Annotated in this window: 20 protein-coding genes; 11 read left to right on the plus strand and 9 right to left on the minus strand. The window is 61.3% G+C overall.

Annotation, left to right across the window (positions count from 1 at the left end; all coding sequences use genetic code 11):
• Both IAE77_RS06100 and IAE77_RS06105 read right to left on the minus strand, forming a co-directional pair.
• The coding region (locus IAE77_RS06100; RefSeq protein ID WP_294223326.1) for a c-type cytochrome domain-containing protein at nucleotides 1–1,365 on the minus strand (1,365 nt) is incomplete at its 3' end.
• A 50-nt stretch (nucleotides 1,366–1,415) separates the two neighbouring features.
• A complete protein-coding gene (locus IAE77_RS06105; RefSeq protein ID WP_294223328.1) occupies nucleotides 1,416–2,381 on the minus strand; it encodes a heparan-alpha-glucosaminide N-acetyltransferase domain-containing protein in 966 nt (321 codons plus the stop codon).
• A gap of 82 nt (nucleotides 2,382–2,463) precedes the next feature.
• Here IAE77_RS06105 and IAE77_RS06110 point away from each other — a divergent pair, with 82 nt between their 5' ends.
• The 8 genes from IAE77_RS06110 (at nucleotide 2,464) to ruvB (ending at nucleotide 13,252) form a co-directional block, all read left to right on the plus strand.
• On the plus strand, nucleotides 2,464–5,001 hold the full coding sequence (locus tag IAE77_RS06110) for a CehA/McbA family metallohydrolase (protein ID WP_294223331.1): 2,538 nt from the start codon (nucleotides 2,464–2,466) through the stop codon (nucleotides 4,999–5,001).
• 9 nt (nucleotides 5,002–5,010) lie between these two features.
• Nucleotides 5,011–5,445, plus strand: a complete 435-nt coding sequence (locus IAE77_RS06115; RefSeq protein ID WP_294223334.1) for an endonuclease domain-containing protein — start codon at nucleotides 5,011–5,013, stop codon at nucleotides 5,443–5,445.
• Nucleotides 5,446–5,608: 163 nt separating this feature from the next.
• Nucleotides 5,609–5,992 (plus strand): cytidine deaminase, encoded by a 384-nt coding sequence (gene cdd / locus IAE77_RS06120; protein WP_294223337.1) that lies wholly within the window; start codon nucleotides 5,609–5,611, stop codon nucleotides 5,990–5,992.
• Between the two features lie 10 nt (nucleotides 5,993–6,002).
• Entirely contained in the window at nucleotides 6,003–6,872 is an 870-nt protein-coding gene (locus IAE77_RS06125; protein ID WP_294223340.1) for a D-hexose-6-phosphate mutarotase, read from the plus strand.
• A 122-nt stretch (nucleotides 6,873–6,994) separates the two neighbouring features.
• Entirely contained in the window at nucleotides 6,995–8,248 is a 1,254-nt protein-coding gene (locus tag IAE77_RS06130) for an AMP-binding protein (protein ID WP_294223343.1), read from the plus strand.
• Nucleotides 8,249–8,299: 51 nt separating this feature from the next.
• Nucleotides 8,300–8,974, plus strand: a complete 675-nt coding sequence (locus tag IAE77_RS06135) for an ABC transporter ATP-binding protein (RefSeq protein WP_294223346.1) — start codon at nucleotides 8,300–8,302, stop codon at nucleotides 8,972–8,974.
• The gene (locus IAE77_RS06140; protein WP_294223349.1) at nucleotides 8,971–12,198 is read left to right on the plus strand and encodes an FtsX-like permease family protein; all 3,228 of its coding nucleotides are present in this window, start codon (nucleotides 8,971–8,973) and stop codon (nucleotides 12,196–12,198) included. The genes IAE77_RS06135 and IAE77_RS06140 overlap by 4 nt, the downstream gene beginning before the upstream one ends.
• A 49-nt stretch (nucleotides 12,199–12,247) precedes the next feature.
• Nucleotides 12,248–13,252, plus strand: a complete 1,005-nt coding sequence (gene ruvB, locus IAE77_RS06145; protein WP_294223351.1) for a Holliday junction branch migration DNA helicase RuvB — start codon at nucleotides 12,248–12,250, stop codon at nucleotides 13,250–13,252.
• A gap of 2 nt (nucleotides 13,253–13,254) precedes the next feature.
• Here ruvB and IAE77_RS06150 read toward each other — a convergent pair whose 3' ends face one another.
• On the minus strand, nucleotides 13,255–13,998 hold the full coding sequence (locus IAE77_RS06150; protein WP_294223353.1) for a hypothetical protein: 744 nt from the start codon (nucleotides 13,996–13,998) through the stop codon (nucleotides 13,255–13,257).
• A 22-nt stretch (nucleotides 13,999–14,020) separates the two neighbouring features.
• Here IAE77_RS06150 and IAE77_RS06155 point away from each other — a divergent pair, with 22 nt between their 5' ends.
• Nucleotides 14,021–14,509 carry a hypothetical protein gene (locus IAE77_RS06155; protein ID WP_294223356.1) on the plus strand — a complete coding sequence of 163 codons (489 nt, stop codon included), beginning with the start codon at nucleotides 14,021–14,023 and terminating at the stop codon, nucleotides 14,507–14,509.
• A gap of 41 nt (nucleotides 14,510–14,550) precedes the next feature.
• Here IAE77_RS06155 and IAE77_RS06160 read toward each other — a convergent pair whose 3' ends face one another.
• On the minus strand, nucleotides 14,551–16,191 hold the full coding sequence (locus tag IAE77_RS06160) for a hypothetical protein (protein WP_294223358.1): 1,641 nt from the start codon (nucleotides 16,189–16,191) through the stop codon (nucleotides 14,551–14,553).
• A gap of 174 nt (nucleotides 16,192–16,365) precedes the next feature.
• Between IAE77_RS06160 and panB the strand changes: the two genes are divergently transcribed.
• A complete protein-coding gene (gene panB, locus IAE77_RS06165) occupies nucleotides 16,366–17,124 on the plus strand; it encodes a 3-methyl-2-oxobutanoate hydroxymethyltransferase (RefSeq protein ID WP_294223361.1) in 759 nt (252 codons plus the stop codon).
• 260 nt (nucleotides 17,125–17,384) lie between these two features.
• On the opposite strand, the gene IAE77_RS06170 is transcribed toward panB, so the two are convergent.
• The 4 genes from IAE77_RS06170 to IAE77_RS06185 form a co-directional block, all read right to left on the minus strand.
• Nucleotides 17,385–18,284 carry an NERD domain-containing protein gene (locus tag IAE77_RS06170; RefSeq protein ID WP_294223364.1) on the minus strand — a complete coding sequence of 300 codons (900 nt, stop codon included), beginning with the start codon at nucleotides 18,282–18,284 and terminating at the stop codon, nucleotides 17,385–17,387.
• On the minus strand, nucleotides 18,281–18,643 hold the full coding sequence (locus IAE77_RS06175) for a hypothetical protein (RefSeq protein WP_294223367.1): 363 nt from the start codon (nucleotides 18,641–18,643) through the stop codon (nucleotides 18,281–18,283). The genes IAE77_RS06170 and IAE77_RS06175 overlap by 4 nt, the downstream gene beginning before the upstream one ends.
• Nucleotides 18,644–19,069: 426 nt before the next feature.
• The gene (locus tag IAE77_RS06180) at nucleotides 19,070–19,201 is read right to left on the minus strand and encodes a hypothetical protein (RefSeq protein WP_294223370.1); all 132 of its coding nucleotides are present in this window, start codon (nucleotides 19,199–19,201) and stop codon (nucleotides 19,070–19,072) included.
• Nucleotides 19,202–19,252: 51 nt separating this feature from the next.
• Nucleotides 19,253–20,986, minus strand: coding sequence for a hypothetical protein (locus IAE77_RS06185; protein ID WP_294223373.1), 1,734 nt, complete (start codon nucleotides 20,984–20,986; stop codon nucleotides 19,253–19,255).
• Between the two features lie 115 nt (nucleotides 20,987–21,101).
• Between IAE77_RS06185 and IAE77_RS06190 the strand changes: the two genes are divergently transcribed.
• Complete coding sequence (locus IAE77_RS06190; RefSeq protein WP_294223378.1) at nucleotides 21,102–22,400, plus strand: S8 family serine peptidase; 1,299 nt, start codon at nucleotides 21,102–21,104, stop codon at nucleotides 22,398–22,400.
• On the opposite strand, the gene lnt is transcribed toward IAE77_RS06190, so the two are convergent.
• On the minus strand, nucleotides 22,390–24,084 hold the full coding sequence (gene lnt / locus IAE77_RS06195; protein WP_294223381.1) for an apolipoprotein N-acyltransferase: 1,695 nt from the start codon (nucleotides 24,082–24,084) through the stop codon (nucleotides 22,390–22,392). The two genes, IAE77_RS06190 and lnt, sit on opposite strands and share 11 nt — an antisense overlap.
• Nucleotides 24,085–24,228: the final 144 nt, after the last annotated feature.

A 24,228-nucleotide genomic window follows, 5' to 3' on the forward strand; every position in this document is an offset into this window, starting at 1 on the left:
TTGGGACTGAACAGGTTGCAAACCTGTTCCACTTTCCAGCTTGGTGACGTTCGCCTTCTCATCGAGTTGCACGACTTTGCCGCTGTCGAGTGCGGCGAAGATGAGAGAGTGGGACAGGTTTTTAACCTGTCCGGGTTGGGACTGAACAGGTTGCAAACCTGTTCCACTTTCCACTGCCGCATACGGCACACCTTCGAGCGTCGTAAGCTTCTTCGATTTGCCGCTGGTGAAGGCGAGGCGGACGCCGTCGTGGCTTTTGAGTTCGGTGATGTTGAAGACGTTCCCGCTATCGGTGAGGTAAGTGAGCGCACTGGAATCAGCGGACCACATCAAGGCGTTCACGGGCGCGGATTTGTCGCCGAGGAGCATCAGCATCTCCTTCGTGGCGATGTCCCAAACTTTGAGTTCCTTGTCCGCGCTGCCGGTGGCGAGCCATTTGCCGTCGTGATTGAAAGCGAGCGACGTGATGTGGCCGACGTGGCCTTCGATCTTCGCGATTTCCTTCAGCGTGGCCGCGTCCCAAACCTTCGCGAGGTTGTCCGCGCCGCCGGTGGCGATCTGTTTGCCGTCTTTGCTCAGCGTGAGGCTCAAAATGTTGTCCGCATGTGCCTCGACGGTTTGCGCCGGTTTCGGCTCGCCGAGCTTCCAGCGATGCAAAACGCCCTTCACGCCTGTCGGGCCGTCCGCGAGGATCAGCGTCGTTTTGTCGGCGAGGAAGGTCAGGCCCGTCACGCGGCCTTCGAGCGGCGCGGCGAGCGTGTTCGCGAGTTTCCAATCCGCTGAATTCCACACCAGCACGCTGCGATAGCCTCCCGCGGCCAATCGCGTGCCATCGCCGTTCCACGCGAGCGATTGAATGACATCCTTGTGCCCTTCCAGCGTCGCGATGACCGGCAGGTCCTTCGTTTTCGCATCCCGCACGACGACACGATTGCCGCTGCCTGCTGCGAGCCATTTTCCATCGGCGCTGAGCGCCAAAGTCGTCGCTGGAGCATGTCCGGGCGGCAAAGCGGCCAATTTGTCCGCCGGAGTCAGCTCGCCGAATTTCTTCAGCGCCGCCACATCCCACGCCGCACCGCCCTGAACCCACGCTTTGAGCAAATTGATCTGTTTTTCCGGCAACTGCTTCTTCGGCGGCATGTGCTCGTCTCCCGTCGCCGTGAGCGAGGAGATGATTTTGCCCGATTGGATCGCTTCGAGGGCCGATTCACGCGTTTCGAGCGAGAGATCGCCCTTTTTCCTCTCCGCATTGTGGCAGCCCATGCACTGCGTTTTCAGCAAACCCATCGCCTGGGCCGTGGGCACACGTTTTTCCTCCGCAGCGAGCGAAGTGGCGAGGAGCAATGGGAGAAGTCGGCGGATCATGAGCGTCGCAGACTACGGCTCAACAGCCGCTGCTCTTGCCAGACGCTCGTTCAGCGAGCTTTGCGCCGCTCATTCAGCCATCCGAAAGCCAGCGTCGCAGGAAACAAGGCGGCGAAGATCAAGACGACACTCCAAACGGGCTGCGTCATGCCGATGAGATGCTGCAAGGGCTGCCGAGGCATCGGGACGGCATGAATCAGCATGAGATGAACCACGTAAAGCAGCAGCGATTCCCGGCCCGCGAGGCGCAACCAGCCAGTCACTTGCGAGATTCGATTCCCAACGCCAGCTACCAGCACCGCAGCCATCATCACCCAGCCGAGACGTTCGAGGAAGAACTCCGGTGCTCCACCGGGCCACGGAGAATTCGGCTGAACAAAGGCCAGCAGCGCACCCAGCACCCAAACCAATACAGCCCGGCCATTCGTGCCGCCATTCCAGAGCCTTCGCGTCAAAAAGCCCGCCAGCCCAAAGCCCACCCACGGAAACAAGGCGAAGAACGAGCCCTGGTTGCGATTGAAATACTGGTCGATGAACAAGACGCCCGTGCGCCAGCTTTCAGCCGAGGTTTGCAAGCCCACAAAGAACACGAGCAGCACTGCGGCGATCACATCACGCCAGCGCCCGAACCGTTCCGCCAACAGCATGAGCATGCCGCTGATGGCCAGGCAATGCAGCACGTTCACCGTGCAGGCGGCCCGCCACGATTTCGCATCGAAAAGCGTCTGCCACGGCACGTGCATCAGGTAGCCGATGAGCAGCACCATGAGCAGCCTCTTCATGGCGGGCCATGCGGGCTTCGTTTTGCCCGCCGTGACGTGTGCACGCACAAATCCGGCGATCCAGAAGAACGCGGGCGCGATGAGACCGTGGTAGTAGCTCATCTCGCGATACCAGGACGTTTCCTGCAGCCTGGAATCGAGAAATGTGTTGGCCGCATGCGTCCACACCATGCCCAGCACCGCGAGTCCACGGAAGAGATCGAGCCATTCAAGACGCCGGGCGGCAGAAGTCATGCGGCTGAGATTAACAAAGTTGTGCGCCATCACAAGATGCCTCTCCCGTGCCCGTTTGGTAAGGCTCCCCTTCCCTCCCGCCATGAAATCGATCCTCCTGTCCTCCCTCCTGGTCGCGGCTTCCATGCCTGCCGCTGAAGTCTTTGAAGCCGCGCTCGGCCGCGAAACCGAGCTGCCGAAGGGCAAGGAGGCCGATGGCATCCGCGGCGACTTCGTGCTGCGCAGCGACAAGGTGGAGGCGCTCATCTCTCAAAACGCACCGAACCGCCGTGCGAACATGAGCACGTTCTACGGCGAGGACGGCGTGACCCCCGGTGCGCTGTATGATCTGACCCTGCGCGGTGCGGACAACGATCAACTCGTCATTTACAGCCCCTGCGGTCATGGACACGTCAGCTACGTGAAGATTGCGAATGTGAAGGAGGAAGGCAGCGCCGCGGTGGAATCGGTGACCACGGCGGCAAAGAACGGCGGTGTCTTCAAACGCCACGAATATCGCGTCAAAGACGGCGTGCAGGGCCTCTTCATCACCACCGTGCTGCGCAACGAATCCGACAAGCCGCAGAAGACCTTCACCAAGGATGATTTCACCCGCTTCGACAGCACCGGCACCACCGGCGACGGCATCCGCTGGGCCGACGCGATCAATCCCGCGCACAAATGCGGCTATGCCCTCACGACGCTTAGCGTCACCGGCATTGATAAGCTGGAAGACACGATTGAGCTGAAGCCGAAGCAGGAAGTGGTGATCGCACGCTTCTTCGCCGTCGGCAACTCGCCAGCGCAGGCGGTGGGTGAACTCCGCTCGGTCAAAGGCGTGAAAGTTGGCACCGTGACGGGACAAATCGTCAGTGCGGACGGCAAAGGTGTCGCCACGGCCTCGATCCTCGTTCCCGATGGCAAAAAGACGATCACTGCCTATCCCGATGCGGATGGCAAGTTCAGCCTGAAACTGCCCACAGGGGCGGTGGAACTCGTGGTCACCGACTTGGGCCGCCCAGATGCCAAAATCAGCCTCACCGTCGGCGAAGGGAGCACCACCGCGCCGAAGCTCACGATGCAGAACGCCTCCGCCATCCGCTTTGCCATCACGGGCGAGGACGGCAAGCCGCTGCCCTGCAAGGCCCACTTCGCGCCGCTCGATGAAAAGGCCGAAAAACTCAACCTCGGTCCGAAATGGCGGGCTCATGGCTGTGTGGATCAATATCACAGCGAGAACGGGCACTTCACCCAGCAGCTTCCGCCGGGCAAATATCGCGTCGTCGTCGTGCGTGGGCCGGAATACGGCCACATCGCCAAGGACATCACGCTTGAAGCCGGAAACACCGTTGATTTCAAAGGCACGCTGAAGCGCCTCGTGGACACGAAGGGCTGGATCAGCGCCGACTTCCACAATCACAGCACACCGAGCGGTGACAACGTGTGCGACACCGACGGACGTCTCATCAACATCGCCGTCGAGCATCTCGAATTCGCACCGACCACGGAGCACAACCGTCTTTTCGACTGGGAACCGACGATCAAGGCACTCGACCTTGAGAATCACATCAAAACGGTCAAGGGCATGGAATTGACCGGCAGCCGCCAGCACTTCAATGCCTTCCCCTTCGAGCCGGAGCCGCTCAAACAGGACGGCGGCGCTCCCGTATGGAATGACGACCCACGCATCACCGCCCTCACGCTGCGCCGCTGGCAGGGCGAGCGTGCCGACCGCTGGATCCAGTTCAATCACCCCGATCTCGCCAACATGTTTGTTGATCGCGACAGCGATGGCGTGCGCGACGGCGGCTTCGTCGGCGTGGGCGACATGATCGACGGCTCCGAGAGCGAAAACGGCCCGGGCACGAACATCCTCGCCGAATCGCCCTTCAGCCTGAGCCGCCCGGCGGGTTCATTGGCGATGAAAGTCTCCCAGGTTCGTGAATTCCTCTGGCGTCAGCTCTTGAATCAAGGTCTGCGCGTCACCGCCGTCGGCGTTGCGGACGCTCATTCGGTTTATGGCAACGGCGTCGGCTGCTGGCGCTGCTACCTGCCGTCCAGTACCGACGAACCAGCAAAGATCGACTGGGCGGAACTCTCTCCACATGCGAAAGCCGGGCACATCGTGCTCAGCACCGGTCCCTTCCTCGAAGTCACCACGCAAAACGGCAAAATCGCCGGAGATGACGATCGCGCGACCGGCGGCATCGACCTCAAAGTCCGCGTGCAATGCACCGACTGGATGGACATCGACCGCGTGCAGGTGCTGGTGAACTCACGTCCTGATCCGAAGCTCAACTTCACCCGCACCACGCATCCGAAGATGTTCAAGGACGGCGTCGTGAAATTCGACGAGAAGATCCACATCCCGCTCCAGCACGACGCCCACCTGATCGTCGTCGCCATTGACGAGGATGGGGATGAAAAAATCGGCTTTGGCACCAGCGACTACGCGAAAATGCGCCCCTGCGCGTACAACAACCCGATCTACGTCGATGCCGACGGAAACGGTTTCAAACCGAACGGCGACACGCTTGGCTTCGACCTGCCTGTGGGTGGGATGAACGCCGACAAGGCGAAGGCGCAGCTCATTCGTGCCGGTTTGATGAAGGAGGAACCGAAAGCGGCTGACAAGCCATGATCTGACATCATGCCCACACGCCTGGAGGAAATTCGTCACGAAATCACCGGCGAACGCCTCGAACTCATCGAGTTCGCACGCAAGCTGCGACGTGACGCCACGGATGCCGAGGCTCTGCTGTGGTCCTGTCTTCGAGATCGTCGGGTGAATCGTCGGAAGTTCCGCCGCCAGCATCCTGTGGAACCTTATGTTCTCGATTTTTACTGCGCGGAATTGAATCTGGCGATTGAACTGGATGGCGGCCAGCACAACAGCGCTGAAGGACGCGTGCGTGATGAAAAAAGAACCGCCTTTCTGCGATCCAAAGGCATTGAGACGCTGCGGTTCACCAATCAAGCGATGCTCGGAGACACTGACAGCGTTTTGAGCGTGATCTGGGAACGCACCCGCCGGAAAGCTGCGCCCCTCACCCAGCCTCTCCCCGCATCAAGCGATGCCAGTTGAGGATAATCTCTCGCGGGGAGAGGGGATTTGCTTTGGAAGGCTCGGAAGCGCTCCCCCTCTCCCCGCCCAAGACAACATTGCTCCCAGATCATCTTCGGGGAGAGGGCCGGGGTGAGGGGAAGGTGAAGATTGCCTTCGGAAAGGACGCGGGTATGGCTTCCGCATGAACGCCGCTGACCTGTTTGTTAAAGCCCGAACTGCCGCCGGGAAGGCGTACGCGCCTTACTCGAAGTTTCAGGTGGGTTGCGCGTTGGAAACACAAGGCGGCGGGCTTTTCACCGGCTGCAATGTGGAGAATGCGAGCTACGGGCTGACGATCTGCGCGGAGCGGAACACGATCTTCCACGCCGTGGCCGAGGAAGGGCCGGACATGAAAATCGCCACGCTGGCGGTGATCGCGCTGGGGCATGAGTTTCCGCCTTGCGGGGCCTGCCGGCAGGTGATCGCGGAATTTGCGACGCCGGAAACGGTCGTGTGGTTCCTACGGGATGGAAAACCGGTGTCGATGACGATGGCGGAGTTGCTGCCAGCGGGGTTCAGGATATGAATCCGACCGCATGAACCTGCCTTCCTCCGTCACTCTCATCGAAGAACCCGCCGGCTACCCGATTCTCGTGATCCAACACGCTGCGGCAAGCGGACGGATCGCCCTGAACGGGGCGCATGTGATGGAATGGACACCCGCCGGTGAAACGCCAGTGCTTTACATGAGTCCGCAGGCCCTGCTGGAGCCGGGCAAGGCGATCCGTGGCGGCGTTCCAGTCTGCTGGCCCTGGTTTGGCCCGCATCCGACGGAAAGCGACAAGCCTGCGCATGGATTTGTCCGCAACCTCATGTGGGAAGTTGGCGAAGTGACGGAAAACCTCGCGGGAGTGACCCTGCAACTCCATCTGCGCGACAGCGACGCTTCTCGCGCCTTCTGGCCGCATGCGTTCGAGCTGATGTTTGAAGTAAAAATGGGCGCGCAGCTCAGCATGGCGCTGCACATCAAGAACACCGGCACGGAAGCGTGGTCGATGACGGGAGCGCTGCACACCTACTTCTGTGTCACAGACGTCACCCAAACCGCCGTGATCGGCCTGGACGACGCGTTTTATGTCGAGAGCCGCCTCTCACCGGAGCGCATCGAGCAAAGCGGACCTGTTTATTTCGACCGTGAGGTGGACCGGAACTACGAATCCAAGGAAACCGTGCGTCTGCTCGACAAGGCCGGCGGCCGGACCATCGTCGTCGAAAAATCCGGCAGCCGGGCCACGATCGTGTGGAATCCGTGGATCGAGAAATCGAAGCGCCTCTCCGATCTACCGGACGACGCGTATCCGTATTTCGTCTGCATCGAGGCCGCCAATGCCGCGCCGGATGTCGTCGCGGTGCATCCCAGCAAGGAGCATGTGCTGTCGCAGCGCCTGCGCGTCACTCGAAACTGAGCGGTTTCCGGCTGCGCGGCACCTGCCGCCACAAATCACCCGTTGCGAGCGCGTTGCTTGACCCGGTAACGTGCCTCGCCATGTCTAGCCGGGTGTCAGATGGGCCTCCATTGATCGACCGCGTGCGTTTGCGCTCCAACCAGTGGCGCAAACTCCGCTCCATCGTGCTCAATCTGGCCACGACGGACAGCTTCTACGGCAAGAAGATCCGCGAGTGGGAGCTAAAGGTCAGCCGCATGAACCGTATCGAGGACTTCATCGCGCAGGTGCCTTTCACAGTGAAGGCGGACATTCAGGCCGACCGGGCGGCGCATCCGCCCTTTGGCACGATGTTGACCCGTGCAATCCATCAATACACCCGCTTCTGCCAGACCAGCGGCACCAGCACGGGCGAGCCGATGGCCTGGGTGGACACGCCGGAGAGCTGGGATGCGATGCTGAAATGCTGGCAGCGTGTGTTTGACGCCGCCGGACTGGTGAAAGGCCGTGACCGCATCTTCTTCGCCTTCTCGTTCGGCCCGTTTCTCGGTTTCTGGACGGCTTATGAAGCGGCGGCAAAGGACTACCTCGTGATCCCGACGGGTGGACTCTCCAGCCAGGCGCGTTTGGAGGCCATGGCACGTTATGGCGCGACGGTTTTGTGCTGCACACCCACGTATGCGCTCCGTCTCGGTGAACTCATCGGTGAAGCATCCGGTGTCGAACGAATGGGGCTGCGCATCAACAAGATCATCGTCGCAGGCGAGACCGGCGGCAGCGTGCCGGAGGTGCGTGAGCGTCTCGAAAAACTCTGGGATGCACGCGTTTTCGATCATCACGGCATGACCGAGGTCGGCCCCGTGAGTTACGAGGCGGAGGACATGCCGCGTCAGCTCATCGTGATGGAGGACGCCTACCTCGCCGAGGTGGTCGATCCGAAAACGGGCCAGGAAGTGCCCGATGGCGAATGCGGCGAGCTCATTCTGACCACGCTCGACCGCACCGCCTGTCCCCTGCTCCGCTACCGCACGGGCGACTGGGTGAAAAAGAAGCTCCACCGCGGCCGCCTCATCCTCGACGGCGGCATTCTAAGCCGCGTGGACGACATGGTCGTGATCCGCGGCGTGAACATCTACCCCAGCGCCATCGACGCCGTCGTGCGTCAGTTTCCGGAGATCTCCGAATACATGGTCGAGCAGCGCAAGGTCGATGCGATGGATGAAATCGAGCTGCTGGTCGAAATGGATGGCAACATCGCCAAGTCCGCCCTGAAAAGGCTCGAATCGAAGCTCCGGGACACCTTTTCGCTGCGTATCACCGTCAAGCTCGTCGAGCCAGACAGCCTGCCGCGTCACGAGTTCAAAGCACGACGCTGGCGGCTTGCGGCGGCGGAGTGACGCACCCGCGCCATTCGTCATTCTGATTTCGTCATTCGTCATTTCCACCCCATGTCCCTCATCCAGCTCACCAAAGTCACAAAGTCCTACCTCGACCCCGGCAGCGGCGCACGCGTGCCCGTGCTGCGCGGCATCACGCTCGGCATCTCGGCAGGAGAATCCGTGGCCATCGTCGGCCCGTCCGGCTGCGGGAAGAGCACGCTGCTGAACATCCTCGGCACGCTCGACTCGCCGGACGAGGGCAGCTTCGTTTTCGATGAGCAGGATCTCACGCAATGCACGCCGAAGCAGCTCGCGGCGATCCGCAGCCAGAAGATCGGCTTCATCTTCCAGCTTCATCACCTCATGCCACAGTGCTCCGTGCTGGAGAATGTCCTGCTGCCCACGCTTGCCCTCAAATCGCCTCCTGCCGATGCGCAGGAGCGTGCGCAGTCGCTGCTCGAGCAAGTCGGCCTGAAGGACCGCATGAGCTGGAAACCAGCGCAGCTTTCCGGCGGCGAACGGCAACGCGTGGCCTTTGTGCGTGCGCTTATCAATCAGCCGCGCGTCATCCTCGCCGATGAACCAACTGGCGCCCTTGATGAGGCGAATGCGGCCACCTTGACCGACCTGCTGCTCAAACTGCAGCAAAGCAGCGGCGTCACGCTCGTCATGGTCACGCACCACCGGGCGCAGGCGGAGCGCATGAACCGGGTGATGACGATTCACGAAGGCGTCCTGTCATGAAGCTGAAGGATTACGTCCTGCAATCAGCCCGCCACTACTGGCGTGGCCATCTGGGCCTGCTTTTCGGCACCTTTCTCGCCGGCACGATCCTGACCGGCTCGATGCTCGTCGGCGATTCCGTGCGTGCCAGCCTCCGCCGCGTCGCGGAGCTGCGTCTGGGCAAGGTGGAAGGCGGTGTGCTCGGTGGCGATCGCTGGTTCACGGAAAATCTGGCCCGCAAGACCAAGGCCGCGCCGCTCATTCTGGCCACAGGCTCCGCCAGCGCGGCGAGTGGCAAGACGCGGGTGAACGGCACGCAGGTGCTCGGCGTGGACGAGGCCTTCTGGAAGCTCAGCACCAGCAGCAAGGTCTTCACCTTCGACAACTCGTCCGTCGCCATCAATGAATCACTCGCCCGCAAGCTCGGCGCGAAGGTGGGCGACACCGTGCTCGTGCGTCTGGAGCGCCCCAGCGCCATTTCGCGGGATGCACCGCTTTCCGGCAGCACGAACGAGGACATCTCCCTGCGCCGCAAAGTGTCCGCCATCATCAGCGCGGAGGATTTTGGCACCTTCCAGCTCATCGCCTCGCAGATCCCGCCGGACGCGGTGTTTGTGAATCTTTCCGACCTGCAAAACCAGTTGGAGATGGACGGACGCGTGAATGCGTTGCTGCACCCGGAGTTCAACGTGCTCCGTGCCCTGTTTGAAAACTACCGCACGCTGGCGGATTTCGCCCTGCAGCTCAAACGAGTGGCCGGTGAGACGAAGGAATGGGAGATCAGCACCAGCCGTGTGTTTCTCGACGACAGCCTGGCCACGAAGCTCTTCGAATTCAAAGGAGCACGCGGCGTGCTGACCTACCTGGTCAATGGCATCACCTCCGCGAAAGGCGGGACGCCGTATTCAATGATCACTGCCGTGGGGGAAGGCAAGGATGACGAGATCACGATCACGCAGTGGCTCGCGGACGACCAGAAACTCGCCATCGGCGATGAAATCACGATCAAATACTTCGTGGTCGGCCTCGGACGCGATTTGAAGCAGCAGGAAGCAAAATTCAAAGTGGGGGCGATCCTGCCCATGGATCATCCCATGGTCACAAAGGCGTGGACGCCCGACTTCCCCGGCGTTTCCGACGTGGACAACTGCCGCGATTGGGAACCCGGCATCCCGATGGACATGAAGGCCATTCGTGACAAGGACGAGGACTACTGGGATGAGTTCAAAGGCACGCCGAAAGGCTTCATCACTCTCGCAGCAGGGCAAAAATTGTGGGCGAACCGCTTTGGCAAGCTCACTGCCGTGCGACTGCCGGATGAAGGCCAGACCGAGGAGGCGAAGGCCAACGTGCTCGCCCTGCGACTGAATTTGTCCGACATCGGACTCGTGCCGCGAGATTTCAAAGGCGAGGCCGGTGCCGCGGCGAAGGGCAGCGTGGACTTTGGCGGCTTGTTCATCGGCTTGAGCATGTTCCTCATCGCTGCGGCGCTCGTGTTCGCGGCGCTGCTGTTTTTGTTCACTTTGGAACGCCGGGCTTCGCAGATCGGCCTGCTGATGGCCCTGGGATGGACGCGTGGCATGGTGCGCCGCGTCTGGCTGATGGAGGCTGGCGTCATCGCCCTGGCAGGGATCATTCTCGGAGTGCTCGGAGGCATCGCTTACACTCAAACGGCCCTGCATGGCCTCTCCAACGTGTGGCATGGCGCCACGCAGGGCCTGCCGCTCGTGTTCAGCGCCAGTTTTGGCACCATCTTCAATGCCGCGCTGGCCACACTGGTCGTTGTTTTGCTCACCTTGTTCTGGGCCAGCCGCAAACTCTTCAAAATCGCCACGCGAGACCTGCTGGCAGGCTCCTGGCAGGAAAGTGCCACTCCAGCCGCCCAGGCAAAACGATCGAAGGCGATGCCGATTCTGGCCGTGCTCGCCCTTGTGCTGCTCGGCAGCGGCTTTTTCGTGAAGAATCCAGAAGCCGTGGCCGGCATGTTCTTCGGCTCGGGCATGCTGCTCATGATCGCAGGTCTGCTCTGGCTGAAAGGCCGCATGTTGCACGACAGCGGCAGCCTGGCGCGCTCGCTGTGGCAGATCGGTTCGCGCAATGTCTCGCGTCGTCCCTCACGCAGCCTTGCGGTCATCGGCATGATGGCGGGCGGCATCTTCCTCGTCGTGGCGGTGAATGCGTTCCGCATGAGCGCTGGCGATGAAACACAGCGCAGCAGCGGCACCGGCGGCTTTGCCCTGGTCGGCGAGTCTTCCCTGCCCGTTTACGAAGACTTGAACGCGAAAGCCGGTTGGGAAGCCTTCGGTCTTGATGAAAAACTCATGCCTCAGGCTCGTGTGGTGCCGTTCCGCGTCCGCGAAGGCGATGATGCGAGCTGTTTGAACCTGAATCGTGCGCAGAAGCCGCTGCTGGTCGGCGTTGATCCCGCGAAACTCGCCGGATCGTTCACGTTCGCCTCGGGATCGTGGGAGGAAGTGGTGCAACCGTCCCGGTTGCAGGAAGCGGCAAGCGGGACGCTTGCTCCACAGGCTGTTCCGGCGATTGCTGATCAAGCGACGGCCATGTGGGGCCTGGGCAAAGGCGTGGGCGACACGATCGACTACCAGGATGCCAACGGGAACACCTTCCAGGTCAAAATCGTCGGCCTGCTGGCGGGTTCGGTGCTTCAGGGCAAAATGATCATCAGCGAGGCGGCTTTCCTCGCCAAATATCCTGATGCGGCGGGCTATCGCTTCTTCCTGATCGATGCCAAACCGGACCAGCGCGACGAGATCGCCGCGCATTTGACGCGTCAGCTCGAACAACGCGGTCTGGCGCTCGAACCGGCCAAACAGCGTCTGGAACTCTTCCTCAGTGTGCAGAACACCTACATCGGCATTTTCACCGTGCTGGGTGGTCTGGGCGTGCTGCTTGGCACGGCGGGCATCGGTGTCTTGATCGCCCGTCACGTGCTGGAGCGCCGGGGCGAGCTCGGCCTCATGCAGGCACTCGGTTTCCAGCCGGGAGCTCTGCGCTGGATGATTTTGGGCGAACACAGCGTGTTGCTGCTGCTTGGCATGATCCTGGGCGTGGTCACCGCCGCGCTGGCGGTGATCCCGCAGTTGATTGGCAGTGGTGGTGGCCTGCCGGTGGCATTTCTTGGCAAACTGATCGCGGCGGTGTTCATCTTCGGCCTGCTAGTGTGTGTCATCGCCGTTTCGACTGCCGTCAAAGGCCGGCTGACTGAGGCGATCCGCCGCGAGTGAGGCGTCCCGCGCCTTGCGCATCGCTGTTCGCACGCTCATATGAGCGGCAGTGAATCCCGCGCTCAACGATCCCGACTCTCCCTTCGATCTCGCCCTCCGTCCGGCGGATTTTTCGGAGTTTCACGGCCAGACCAAGGTGAAGGAGCAGCTCCTGGTCATGGTCGAGGCCGCGAAGATGCGCGGCGAGTCGCTGGACCACGTCCTGCTCTGCGGCCCGCCCGGTTTGGGCAAAACCACGCTCGCCAATCTGATCGCGAATGCCGTCGGCACGAAGCTGCACACGACCAGCGGCCCGCAGATCGAACGCGCAGGCGATCTGGCGGGCATTCTGACCAATCTCCAGGAGCGGGACATCCTCTTCATCGACGAGATCCATCGGCTGCATCCGAGCGTCGAAGAATACCTGTATCCGGCCATCGAGGACTTCCGGCTCGACATCATCATCGATCAGGGTCCGAAGGCCCGCACGATCCGTCTCGATCTGCCGCCCTTCACGCTGGTGGGGGCCACCACACGCGCCGGCATGCTCACCGCGCCGATGCGCTCCCGTTTCGGCATTCCGAACCGGCTGGACTACTACACGAGCGAGGAATTGCAGCACATCCTGATGCGCTCCGCCCGTCTCATGAACGTGGCGATGGGGGAGGCCGGAGCGCATGAGATCGCCCGTCGTTCACGCGGCACGCCACGCATCGCGAATCACCTGCTGCGCTGGGTTCGTGACTACGCGCAGGTGAAGGCGCAGAACGTCGTGACGGAGGAAGTCGCCCATCAGGCGCTCACCATGCGTGACATCGACGAGACCGGGCTCGATGAAATGGACAAGCGCATCCTCGAAGCGATCATCGGCAAGTTCGACGGCGGCCCCGTCGGCCTCAATTCCGTCGCGGTCGCTGTCGGTGAGGATGCCAGCACGCTCGAAGACGTACATGAGCCCTACCTCGTGATGCAAGGCTACCTCAAACGCACCCCACGCGGCCGCGTCGCCATGCCTGCGGCTTATCGGAAGCTGGGACTCGTTCCGCCGCTCACAGGGCAGGCTGAGCTGTTTTGAGATCACCTTTTCCGGCTGTTGCGCCACAGTGCGACGAGGTCGCTCGGATTGTCAGCCAATGTTTCCACCACCGGGAGGCCGATCACACTTGCGACTTCATCGGCAAGCCTGCGAACTCGTTGCGGACAGGTGTCTTGATCGTCATCAAACCACTGCAGGTGAACTTGTTTCCCCGAGTTCTGCACCATCACGACTAACCACGAGAACCAGCCATCGGCATCCTTCCGTCGCTGGATTTGAACCTGCCGGAACTCAGTCAGCGAGTGTTTGCGCATGTAAAGCGGCACGCCCAACCAAGTCCATTGGCGCAACAAGCAGCGGCTCGCTGGTTCGATGTTCGTGTCGATGCGGGTCAGCAGAAACACAGCAGCCGCCGCGAGCGACACCGCGATGATCAGCACCACATCTTCCGTGTCATAACAGGCTGACGAGACGTTTGAGAGAGCCGCGGCCTCCCTGGCTCGTTCCTCCCCATTGAAGATGTATTCCAGTGCCGAAAGAGGTGCGGAACCTGTGCCTTGCTCAGAAGATTCATGGTTCACCGCCAGCAGCCACGCCCACAAGACAATCGCCAGCGTCCCGGCGACACACGCAGCGACCACCTGTCTGCGCCAGGAGCCATGAGTGATGCGGAGAACCACCGTTTCCGAAGAAGACATGCTGGAAGGACCGTAGGCCGCCACGCAGAAAGCCAAGCTTAATTTGAAGACGCGAAACACCTTCCTTGCGCCCTTCTCAATCGTCATTCAGCATCCGTAACTCTTCGATATGTGGCAGGAACTCCTCAGTCTCTGGCAGAACGTCCGTGATCCGGAGTATCTGCATCTGCTGCTGGAGCCGCTGCCGCTCTACGGCCTGGGCATCGGGCTGACGTTTGTGATCGTCTCGTTCGTGTTCGGCGAGCTGAAAAGCCGCATGCTGGCGCTGGCGATCATCTGCGTGTCCTGCGCGAGCGTGTGGCCCTACATCGACCTGCGTGACAAGGCCACGCCGCGGATTCTTGCCACCCGTTCACCCGAGTACGCGCCACTCATTCAAGAGCAAACCCAACGGCGGAAGGACTGGTCCTGGCCCTACTACGTGCAGGCGCTGCTTAGCCTGGCCGCCCTGGCCACCACGCGGCATCCCAAGGGCCGACCGCTGCTGCTGGCCGTCGTGATCCTGGGTGCGATGCTGTTCTGGTTCAGCATCTGGATGCACAAGAAGGAGTGCGAGGTCTATCACCGCAACATCGTGCGGTTCATCCCGGTGCGCTGACGAGTCCGATTCGTGCCGAGGTTTGGCGTGGCAAACCACGGCTACTCTTCGATGTAAGAGTCGCCCTGCGTCGGTACCACGAGCTGGTTTTTGACGAACTCAAAATACTGTCCCTTCCCGTAGGAATGGATGTAGAGCCGCTGTTTGCGACGCTTGAGGTTGTCCAGCACCACGGAGGCCTGCTTGAACTCAACGGTGTCCTGGAAATCGGAGAACCAGTAGAGGCCGTCGGCGTTGCGCACCTCCTCACTCAGCAGAGCCAGCCAGGTGTAACCGAGGCCCACATTGTGGACGAAGTAGGTTTGCGGGCGCTTCGACAGCAAGCGGAAGATGGATTCCATGGATATGGGCACCGTCGGGTCGATTTTGAACTTGGCAGCGTCCGCCTGGGTGGCCCCACCCATGCGCCAGAACTTTTCAAACTCGACTGTCGAGGTGCGATAGATGCCCGTGCCGGACAATCTCTCCTTCGGAGGTGCCTCCAGCCCGCAGCCAAAATAAAGCACGACGACACTGCCTTTCGCGACCTTGTCCACCTCGCCGACGACGCGTCCGAGATGCGGGGCCATCGACGAAGAGACATCCAGCACCACCGCGAGCTTTTTGGCGCGGATGTTGAGCCCAAACAACGGCCCGAAGACCATGCCGTTCGCGCCGCCGATGCCGAGTCCCTTGCCAAAGCCGGCCCCGGCGCCCGCCAGCCCGAATCCGCCGTTGCTGAGCGTTCCACCACCCATCTTGTTCGTCTGCGGCAGGTCCAGCATGTCCGGCACATCGGTCGGCAGCACGACCTGTGAGATGGCGCTCTCCACCGCCAGCTTGCGGATCGGCATCGACTGCTTGAGCCACGGGTTTTTCTTCTGCTGGATGGTGTGCTGCAGCTTTTCGGCAGCCTGCTGGCCCTGCACGGAGCCACCAGGCAGGAAATCCACATCCGGTTCCATGGTCTGATGCACCACAATGACCGCCCCGAGGATCAGCAAGGCCACATGGATGCCCACGCTCAGCAGCAGGGAGCGTCCGCCCCACTTCTCCCAGCGCTCTTTCAAGCTGTCTTGAGGCGTGGCTTCTCCCTCTGCGGAGCCTTCCGGCTTGACGCTGCCGGGCGGTTTGAAAACGGGCCCCGGCTCGTCCTTGTCATGTTTCGCGTCCGAATCATCGGCTTCCTCGTGCTGCGGAGACGACACCTTTTCAGACTCGGTTGAAGCCTGCACCGAGGCCGATGCAGGAGCGGGGACGATGTCGCCTCTCAGCGATTCAAACTCAGTCGAAGCCGTGCTCAGCGGCACTGGCGGCGCGATGGTCAGCTTTGCAGGTTCTTGGGGTGTCGCCGGCCGCGGCACCACCTCGCGAGGGCGGCTGATCAGTTCATTTTCGGCTGCCGGTGGCGGCGACGTCTCAATGACACCGCGTTTGCGGATGGGAACGCGGGCAGTCGCGGGCGTCACGGGTGCCTCGGCGGCCTCCACAGGTTCGACGCCTGGCTCCGGGACTGCCTCCACCGTCTCGGTGGCAGGCTCCGCATCAGGAGGGGCGTCCAGCGGGGTCTCGGCCGCATGCCAGTCCTCCGGCTGCGGCTCTGGCGAGGATTCAAGTTCCTCTGGCGGCGGAGAGCCAACAGATTCCACGGCGTCGTCATCGACAGTGGGCAGGTGTCTGAAATCGTCTGGGACGTGGCGCATTGGAGATGACAGTCGAAACCGGAGAAACGACCGCCGCCGGATTTCGGCCCGCAAGCTGCCGCTGCCCGCCTCTTGCCGCAACCATTTCATGCCCGGAACAGCCTGCGTCCAACGCCCTGACCTCTCGGTTCGCTTGAATTTCACATCATCGACGGCGATGCATCCGGCCCCGCGATGCTGACCCGCCTTTCCGAGCTCCCCTCACGCAAGATCAACGGCCCCAAGATCGCCGTTTTGACCGCCTACGACTATCCCACCGGTCGCATGCTGGACGACGCGGGCATTGATTTGATCCTCGTGGGCGACTCGGTGGGCATGGTGGTGCACGGGCTGCCTGACACCACGGGCGTGACGATGGAGATGATGCTCATCCACACCGCGTCCGTCTGCCGTGGTGTGAAACGGGCTCCCGTCATCGCGGACCTGCCGTTTCAGAGCTACCGCACTCCGGAGGAGGCCGTTTTCAACTCGAAGCGCCTCATGGCCTGCGGCGCGTCCGCCGTGAAGCTCGAAGGCGGCGTCGCGATGCTGCCGCAGATTCGCGCGATCATCGATGCGGGCATCCCCTTCGTCGGCCACATCGGCATGCTGCCGCAAAGCGTGAAGGAAGAGGGCGGCTACAAAAAGAAAGGCAAGACCAGCGAGCAGATCGATCACCTCATCGCTGATGCACGTGCCGTGGACGAGGCTGGAGCCGTGGCGATGGTCCTGGAAAGCATCGTGCCGGACGTGGCGACTCAGATCACCTCCCTGGTGAAGGCCAGCACCATCGGCATCGGTGCCGGGGCCGCCACCGACGGACAGGTGCTGGTCACGCCCGACCTGCTGGGCAGCTTTCCCTGGTTCCGCCCGCCATTTGCGAAAGCAAGAGCCGATGTGGCCGGCGAAACGGAGCGGGCTGTGCGGGAATACATCGCGGATGTGCGCAATTGAGGAGCGGCTGACGCTGTCGGAATATAACGTGGGAGCGTCATAAGGTGCCCCGTTCTCCTACGTATTCGTCAGCCGTTTGGCTGCCAGTCTGGCGGATGGTTTGTTAGCCGACCACGCGCCAGTTCATCGCCGCTGACATTACGAGCCAGTCTCGTGGGCGGCATTGCAGCAGGCGGCGAAATGGGCTTGGGATTCAGTTCTCAGGGGGCGCCATCTGGCAATCCGTTGCAAGGAAGCTTGCCATAGGTCAGGCGGGCGGTTCAGTCCCTCACGTCACGGCACAGTTCATCAAGCTTTTCAGCGATGCGTTGGATGTCTTGCTTCGAGAGAATCTCCTTTTGACCTACCATCATTCCCTCCAATGCTCCGACGACCGCACGGCCGGAGGTCACCCGAGGTTTGTAGTGCTGACCTGCATTCACGTGCCAGCCAGGAATCGCTATCATTTGAAACACGGGGGGACCCACACCACAGTGCTGACGAATCCAGGTTTGCAGCCAGTTCGCGCAGCGTTTCACCTGCTCCAGCGGCTTTCGGTCATCGGCGAAGAAAGGCCAGATGAGTTTGTCGCCGTCGAATGTCACCAGATCCTTCTTCCCCGTCTCTTTTCGTGGCTTGCTATAGGTCTTCGTTTCGACCACCACGACGCCGTACGGAGCAATGATGACATGATCGATGTTTTCCTGATATTTCTCCTGTACTTTGGGGACATCGTGGAAAACGGCCCAGCCTTTTGCGATGAGCGGCTGGAGCTGCTCGGCAACATGGCGTTCACCTCGATAGCCCAACCGGCGGTTGGCACGCTCTTCGAGCAGCGCCGCCGTTTTTGTCACGACGACATAGATGGAGATGATGAACAGAACGAGGCAGCAGACGAGCAGTGCCAGCAGGTTCGTCCTCGGAAACAAGTCCCGAATCCAAAAGGGAACAGAGATCATGGTCAAGGAAAGCGGGGCCCAAAACATGATCATGTTGGCCAGCTCTTCCGAGACCCGGTCAATTTCGCGCTGCTGGGTTTCTCCCGGCCGGCGCAACAGCACAAACTCCTCCGGTGACATGGTTTGTCGGCGTGCTCGTTTGCGGCGGAAGATCCAGACCGACACGAGCGCATAGCCGAGAATGAACAGGACGGCGATGAGATTGGGAATGTATGGACTCATGCGGACATGGTTTCCATCATCGACTTCGGCAAGTGTGGCACGATGGCATCGACGATCTCACGTGTATGGATGATGAGCGGGAGCAGGTCGTCAAAACAGTACCCGTGGCAGTCACCGTGGAGGAGATCGTTTCGAATTGATGGAATCAGCACGGCCAGCCTGGCGGCATAGGATTTTGGAGCATCCTCGAACCGTTTGAGAAACTCCTCGGGCAACGGCCAGATGCATTCAAAATCGCTGTCCGCGAAAAGTTCGTCTTTGATGGCTTTCTGAAGCAACTGCCCCAGGCGTTGCCCCTTTCCAGCCTGGTAGTGAATCCGCAGCACTTTCTCCAATCCGACAACCGTCTGAGCAAACACCCACGGCAGCAGAGTGAGGTCATCGCGTGACAAACGGAGTAGCTTGGCGGCCGTCCGAAAATACAACACCAGCGCCCCCGGAAACCGTGGATGATCCCGGCCTAGCCATTCGGCCCTCGCCTCTCGTTCAGCATCCGCCCCCCCCAGGAGAAGCCATGTGCCTGGATTGACTGAAAACACTGGAAGAGAGGCCATGAAGAAATCTCGACACTGATCTTCACTCTGTCTACACGCCAATTTGAGTGAACAGAGTCGTGGCTTCGAAATGGTTTTTAGTGTCCTAGTAACGGATGCGGCCGGAGCTTTGCGACACGATTCTGTTGTATGGCAGCCCCCCGGAAAGCGGCGGCACGGCTCGTCAATCACAGGCATTCAAGGACACACGCTCCCGGAAACACTCGTGCGTGTGAACAAAAGCAGGGCGACTCACTTGTCCGATTCGATGTCCGGCGTCTCGAACTCGGTGCCGTGGATTTTCTCCGTCTCCTGCGGCGTGGTCAGCACCTTCCAGATGCACCAGGAGAAAAGAATGACGACGGTGCCCACGGAGAGCAGCATGACGAGGAGGCCGGCAGAGGTCATAATCGTGTTCGCGGTTGGCTGTGGGTGTCAGTCGTGCTTGGGGAGGCCTTTTTCCGCACGGGCATAGGCCTGGCTGCGGCCGGTCATGAGGCCAAAGAAAACGAAGATCGCCATGACGAGCGCCACACTGAGCTGCGCAGCCTTGCTCGCCTTGTCACCGAACAGATCGGTCACGTAATAAGACACCGGTCCGGCCGCGCCTGTGGCGAGGTCGAAGCCGAAGATCTCCTTCAGCAGCCACATGGCAAAGATGAACAGCAGGAAGGCGGGACAGATCCACTTGATGATGGGGCGGAAGATCCAGGGCACGCGGATGGCCGCGCCCTGATGCAGCTCAGCGAAGCCCTTGTCGATGCCCCATTTCCAGCCGAACACGATAATCTGGATGGTCGCGAGGACGAAGATCAAAAATGTGCCCACCCAGAAGTCGAGTGTGTCGAGCGCCTTCAAATCTCCGGTGAAATACAGCACGAAACCGGTGCCAAAGGTTGTCAGCAGCCCCAGAATCGTCACGGAGGCACGGCGACCGACGTTCAGGGCCTCCTCGACAAAGGCGATGCCCGGCTGGAGCATCGAAATGGAGCTCGTCACGGCCGCGAGGAAAAGCATGAAGAAGAAAGCACCGCCAAAGAACGCCCCAGCCGGCATTTTTGAGAACACCAGAGGCAGGATCTTGAAGCCCAGCCCCACCCCGGCCTGCCCGGCCACGCCAGCCACGCCGAGAAACGCCACCGCGGCCGGAACGGTGATCAAACCGCCCAACGCGACCTCGCAGAACTCGTTCGCGCTGCTGGCGGTGAGACCGCTGAGCACGACGTCATCGTTCTTCTTCATGTAGCTGGCGTAAACGATGATCACTCCAAACCCGACGGACAGGCTGAAGAAGATCTGCCCTGCGGCCGCCAGCCACAGGCTGGGATTCGCGAGCTGTTCAAACACCCCCACCTCACGCAACACGAGGGTTCCACCGCTGGCGGCCACCTCGCTCTTTGCTGACTCAATTGCCGCCGCTCCGACCACTTCACGAGGCTTGTCATCCGGCCCCGGCTGCGCCTTCACCACCTGGACCTTGGTCGGATTCCATAGGTAGCCGAGGCCGTTCACCACGTTGTCATGCGGCCGACTGGCATCCGGCGCACCGAGCGTCAGCACACGCCCGAGCAGCAACAACGCCAGCACGATCAGCAGCGGCATGCCGATCTTGCACATCTTCTCAATCCCCCCGGAGAGGCCACGATAGATGAGGTAGAAATTAAACACGAAGACGCCCAGCAGCCACGGCAGGGCCACGTCTCCAGAGAACGACATCGCCGCCGCATCCCCTGTGGCACCGGTGAACTTCGCGAAATAGCCCACGGTCTCGGTGGCGTCCTTCAGGTGCAGATTGCCGCTCCAGAAATTCACCGCGTAGCCGATGCACCATGACTCGATAATCACGTAGTAAAGGTAGATCACGACGGGGACGATCACCCCGATGATGCCGATGAACTTCGCCCAGCGGTTGCGCATGATCGCCGCGAAGGCCCCCGGAGCTGAGTTGTAGCCAAGCTGCCCGGCGTAGCGTCCCATCGCCCACTCCGCCCAGCCGATGGGCAGGCCGATGATGAGGAAACTGATCGCGTAGGCCAGCATGAAAGCCCCGCCGCCATACTGGGCCGCCAGGCCGGGAAAGCGGAGGAAATTGCCCAATCCGACCGCGCTGCCTGCGACGGCCATGATGACTCCAAGACGTGATCCCCAGGCTTCTTTTTTCTGCGACATGGTGGCGAGGTTAGGCAAAGCGTCGCGAGGCGACAAGACTGTAGTTCTGAAAACTTCCCTTCACGGGCAAAGCAGAACTCGCGCCATCACCGCTCTGTGCCATCGTTCCGCATTCATGCGCCCAAGCCGTCTGCCAGCCGCTCTTTTCGCCTCTGCCCTGGTCGTGATGACCGGAGCGGTCGGCTGGCTCGTCTGGGAAAGCCAGCGCACACCAGCTCCGGCATCGCCAGCAGCAACGAAAACAGCCGCCGCTCCCAAGGTCACCAAGTCGCCGTCACGGGCGGTTTTACCCCCAGAGCCCGACGGCGAGCCCATTGGCCATGCCGAGGCCTCACCACAGCTCGAGACGCTGAACGTTCCAGGCTCCGTCCCAAACGAAGCCCTTCTCACCTTCCGCACAGCGGAGGCGCTGGCCGCATTTCGTGATCGGGCGGCAGCCCTCGGCCTCGAAGTGCTCGGCTACGACCCGAAACTGCGCACCGCCCGCGTCCGCTTTCACGATCTCAGCGGCCTGGAACGCGATCTGCACGACTACGGCAAAGATTACAGCCACGTCGGGCCGAATTACATCGTGCGCGTGCCCGGTTTGCCGGTGCCTGCACAGACCGACACTGCCAACGCGGGCGGACGCGAACCTTTTCGCAGCCAGGGCCTCGAAATGATCGGTGCCACCGCCGATCGTTCCGCCTGGGGCCAGGGCGTGACGGTGGCCGTGATCGATTCCGGCATCGCCAGCCATCCTTCACTGCAAAACGCGCAGATCACCCACATCGACATGCTGAATGACGGCAGCACGATGAACGGCCACGGCACCGCGATGGCATCTCTCATCGCTGGAAACGACGAGACCGTCGGCGGAGTGGCCCCCGCCTCGAAGCTGATCGACATCCGCGTCACGGACGCCGACGGCATCAGCAACACAGCGCTGCTCTCCAGCGCCATCGTCAAAGCCACCGACCTCGGCGCACGCGTCATCAACATCAGTCTCGGCTCAGGCACCTCCACGCCCATGCTCGAAGAGGCCGTCCGCTACGCCCAAAGCCACAACGTGCTCATCGTGGCCGCCGCCGGAAACGAGCAGCAGACCAGTCTTGCCATGCCGGCCGGACTGCCGGGCGTGATCAGCGTCGGCGCGGTGGACGCCACTGGCACCCAGGCCTGGTTTTCAAACTCGGGAAACGGACTCACGCTCGCCGCTCCAGGTGTCGGCATCGTCTCCGGTTACACCGGCAACAAGTTCGTGATCAGCAGCGGCACCTCGCAGGCCACGGCGATCACGACCGGCGTCGTCGCCTCCCTGCTCAGCCGCGGCTACTACGCGCAGAACATCATCCCGCTGCTCACCCGCACCGCGAAACCGCTCCAGGCGTCACCGCAGGCCGTTGGCGCAGGCTTGATCCAGATCACGAAGTAGCAGGGCGGGCAAAACGAGCCACGGCCCACTTCACGACGCAGATCAGCAGCATCAAAATCGCGAACCAATCGCCGAATCGCGCGTAGAGCGTCAATTTGCCCTGACGCGGCACCTGCACCTCGCCAGGCAGGACGCCCTCCACAAACGATTTGCCCGTGTCCGGGTCATCCAGCCGGGACGTGACGCGACCGTGAGTGTCGATGAAGCACGTAACGCCCGTGTTGGTCGCACGAACCATCGGCCGCCGCAGTTCGATCGCACGGAACAAGGCGTTCGCGAGGTGCACCTCCGTCTCATCGCTTTGCAGGAACCAGCCGTCGTTGCTGATGTTCACGATCATCTGCGGCGCTTCGCGTGCAAACTTACGCGCCACACGACCCACCGTGTCCTCAAAGCAGATCAGTGGAATGATCTGTACCTCCGGTTTCATGAGTTGCAGTGGCTCCGCATTCGTCCCAGGCGTGAAATCCCCCGGAATGACGCCCCGCAGCAGCGAGAAGGGCGGATAATCCCCCAGCGGCAGATATTCCCCGAACGGCACCAGGTGAAGCTTGTGATAGTCCTGACGGTTGCGTGAATGCTCGCGGAACAACACGGCGGAGACATGGGTTCTCCCATGTTCATGCAGTTCGGTGCCGGTGAGGAGGCTGAACTCGCCCGCGTGAAGCAAATCATCGAAGTAATTCGTGTGCCAGCCTTCAGGGAGCTGGTGGAAATGGTCATTGAGGTTCACCGGCAGGGCACTCTCCGGCCAGATCACCAGATCGACGGGGTTCTTTCCATCACGCGCCCCGGCATACATGCGCGTGAACTTGTCCAGCCGGTCATAGATCTGTTCCGCCAGACGTCCGGTCCACGCATCCACCTGCGCCACATTCGGCTGCACCAACACCGTGCGCACCGTGATGTCATCACCGGCTTTTTCGGTCAACTTCAACATCCCGTAACCCGCCGTGCCGAGCAGCAGCACCAAAGCCACCGTGAGATCGAGCCGCGACTTGCAGGTGCCTTCGCCGCGATAAGCGAATACAAGACGCGTCAGCGTGTTCCAGGCGGTGCAGGCCACGAACATCGGCAGGAACGACAAACCAAGCACGCCCACGAGATCCGCCGCCTGGATCAGCACCAGATTGCGATGCATCGCCACGCCAAGGCCATTCCAGCCGAATCCGGTGAAGACCGTGGTGCTGCGCAGCCACTCGCAGGCCGCCCAGGCGGCCGCAGCCAGGAACGCACAACCCAGCGAGTGCGTGGTGCTGATCTGCCAGCTCTCTTTCGTCAGCTTTTCCACCTTCGGCCGGGCATAGCGCTGCGTGAACCAGCTCCACAGACCCAAATAGACCGCACAATAGCCAGACAGGCCGATGGCGGCCCCAAATCCCAGCAACTCCGGCCCCCAGCCAATCCAGGTGTCGTCATAGGCACCACCGATCACCCGCGACGAATGCCGCACCCACCACAGGTTTGGCAGAAAGAATGCCAGCCCTGCCAGATACCCACGCCAGAAAGGCCGCACCTTCACCCCATCGACATTCCGCCACGGCCACAGCACGGACAGAAGCGGAAAAGGCCACAACCAGACCGCGAGATTGGAGTTCCAGCCAGGGAAAGCGAAAACCAGAATGATGCCGCTCAGCAGCGGAGCGAGGAAGAAGAACAGGCGCAGTTTTGTCAGATCAGTCACGACCCGCGATGATGCCTCGGGTGATTGGAAAAGCCAGCTTGGCATTCCAGCATTCGACAGCGTTCACATAAGGACATCTCGCGGCCGATTTCGCCCAAAAGTTGTCCGCACAGCTTTCACGACGATCTCGTAACATCCTCACAA

The organism is Prosthecobacter sp. (genome assembly GCF_014879935.1).
Taxonomy (GTDB): Bacteria; Verrucomicrobiota; Verrucomicrobiia; order Verrucomicrobiales; family Verrucomicrobiaceae; genus Prosthecobacter.

Bases quoted from the DNA above. Each gene is read 5' to 3' on its own strand.
- IAE77_RS06140 (WP_294223349.1), top strand. From the start codon at position 8,971: ATGAAGCTGAAGGATTACGTCCTGCAATCAGCCCGCCACTACTGGCGT.
- panB (WP_294223361.1), top strand. From the start codon at position 16,366: ATGCTGACCCGCCTTTCCGAGCTCCCCTCACGCAAGATCAACGGCCCC.
- IAE77_RS06135 (WP_294223346.1), top strand. From the start codon at position 8,300: ATGTCCCTCATCCAGCTCACCAAAGTCACAAAGTCCTACCTCGACCCC.
- IAE77_RS06185 (WP_294223373.1), bottom strand. From the start codon at position 20,986: ATGTCGCAGAAAAAAGAAGCCTGGGGATCACGTCTTGGAGTCATCATG.
- IAE77_RS06115 (WP_294223334.1), top strand. From the start codon at position 5,011: ATGCCCACACGCCTGGAGGAAATTCGTCACGAAATCACCGGCGAACGC.
- IAE77_RS06170 (WP_294223364.1), bottom strand. From the start codon at position 18,284: ATGAGTCCATACATTCCCAATCTCATCGCCGTCCTGTTCATTCTCGGC.
- IAE77_RS06105 (WP_294223328.1), bottom strand. From the start codon at position 2,381: ATGACTTCTGCCGCCCGGCGTCTTGAATGGCTCGATCTCTTCCGTGGA.
- IAE77_RS06125 (WP_294223340.1), top strand. From the start codon at position 6,003: ATGAACCTGCCTTCCTCCGTCACTCTCATCGAAGAACCCGCCGGCTAC.
- IAE77_RS06160 (WP_294223358.1), bottom strand. From the start codon at position 16,191: ATGCGCCACGTCCCAGACGATTTCAGACACCTGCCCACTGTCGATGAC.
- IAE77_RS06110 (WP_294223331.1), top strand. From the start codon at position 2,464: ATGAAATCGATCCTCCTGTCCTCCCTCCTGGTCGCGGCTTCCATGCCT.
- IAE77_RS06155 (WP_294223356.1), top strand. From the start codon at position 14,021: ATGTGGCAGGAACTCCTCAGTCTCTGGCAGAACGTCCGTGATCCGGAG.
- IAE77_RS06180 (WP_294223370.1), bottom strand. From the start codon at position 19,201: ATGCTGCTCTCCGTGGGCACCGTCGTCATTCTTTTCTCCTGGTGCATC.
- cdd (WP_294223337.1), top strand. From the start codon at position 5,609: ATGAACGCCGCTGACCTGTTTGTTAAAGCCCGAACTGCCGCCGGGAAG.
- IAE77_RS06190 (WP_294223378.1), top strand. From the start codon at position 21,102: ATGCGCCCAAGCCGTCTGCCAGCCGCTCTTTTCGCCTCTGCCCTGGTC.
- IAE77_RS06150 (WP_294223353.1), bottom strand. From the start codon at position 13,998: ATGACGATTGAGAAGGGCGCAAGGAAGGTGTTTCGCGTCTTCAAATTA.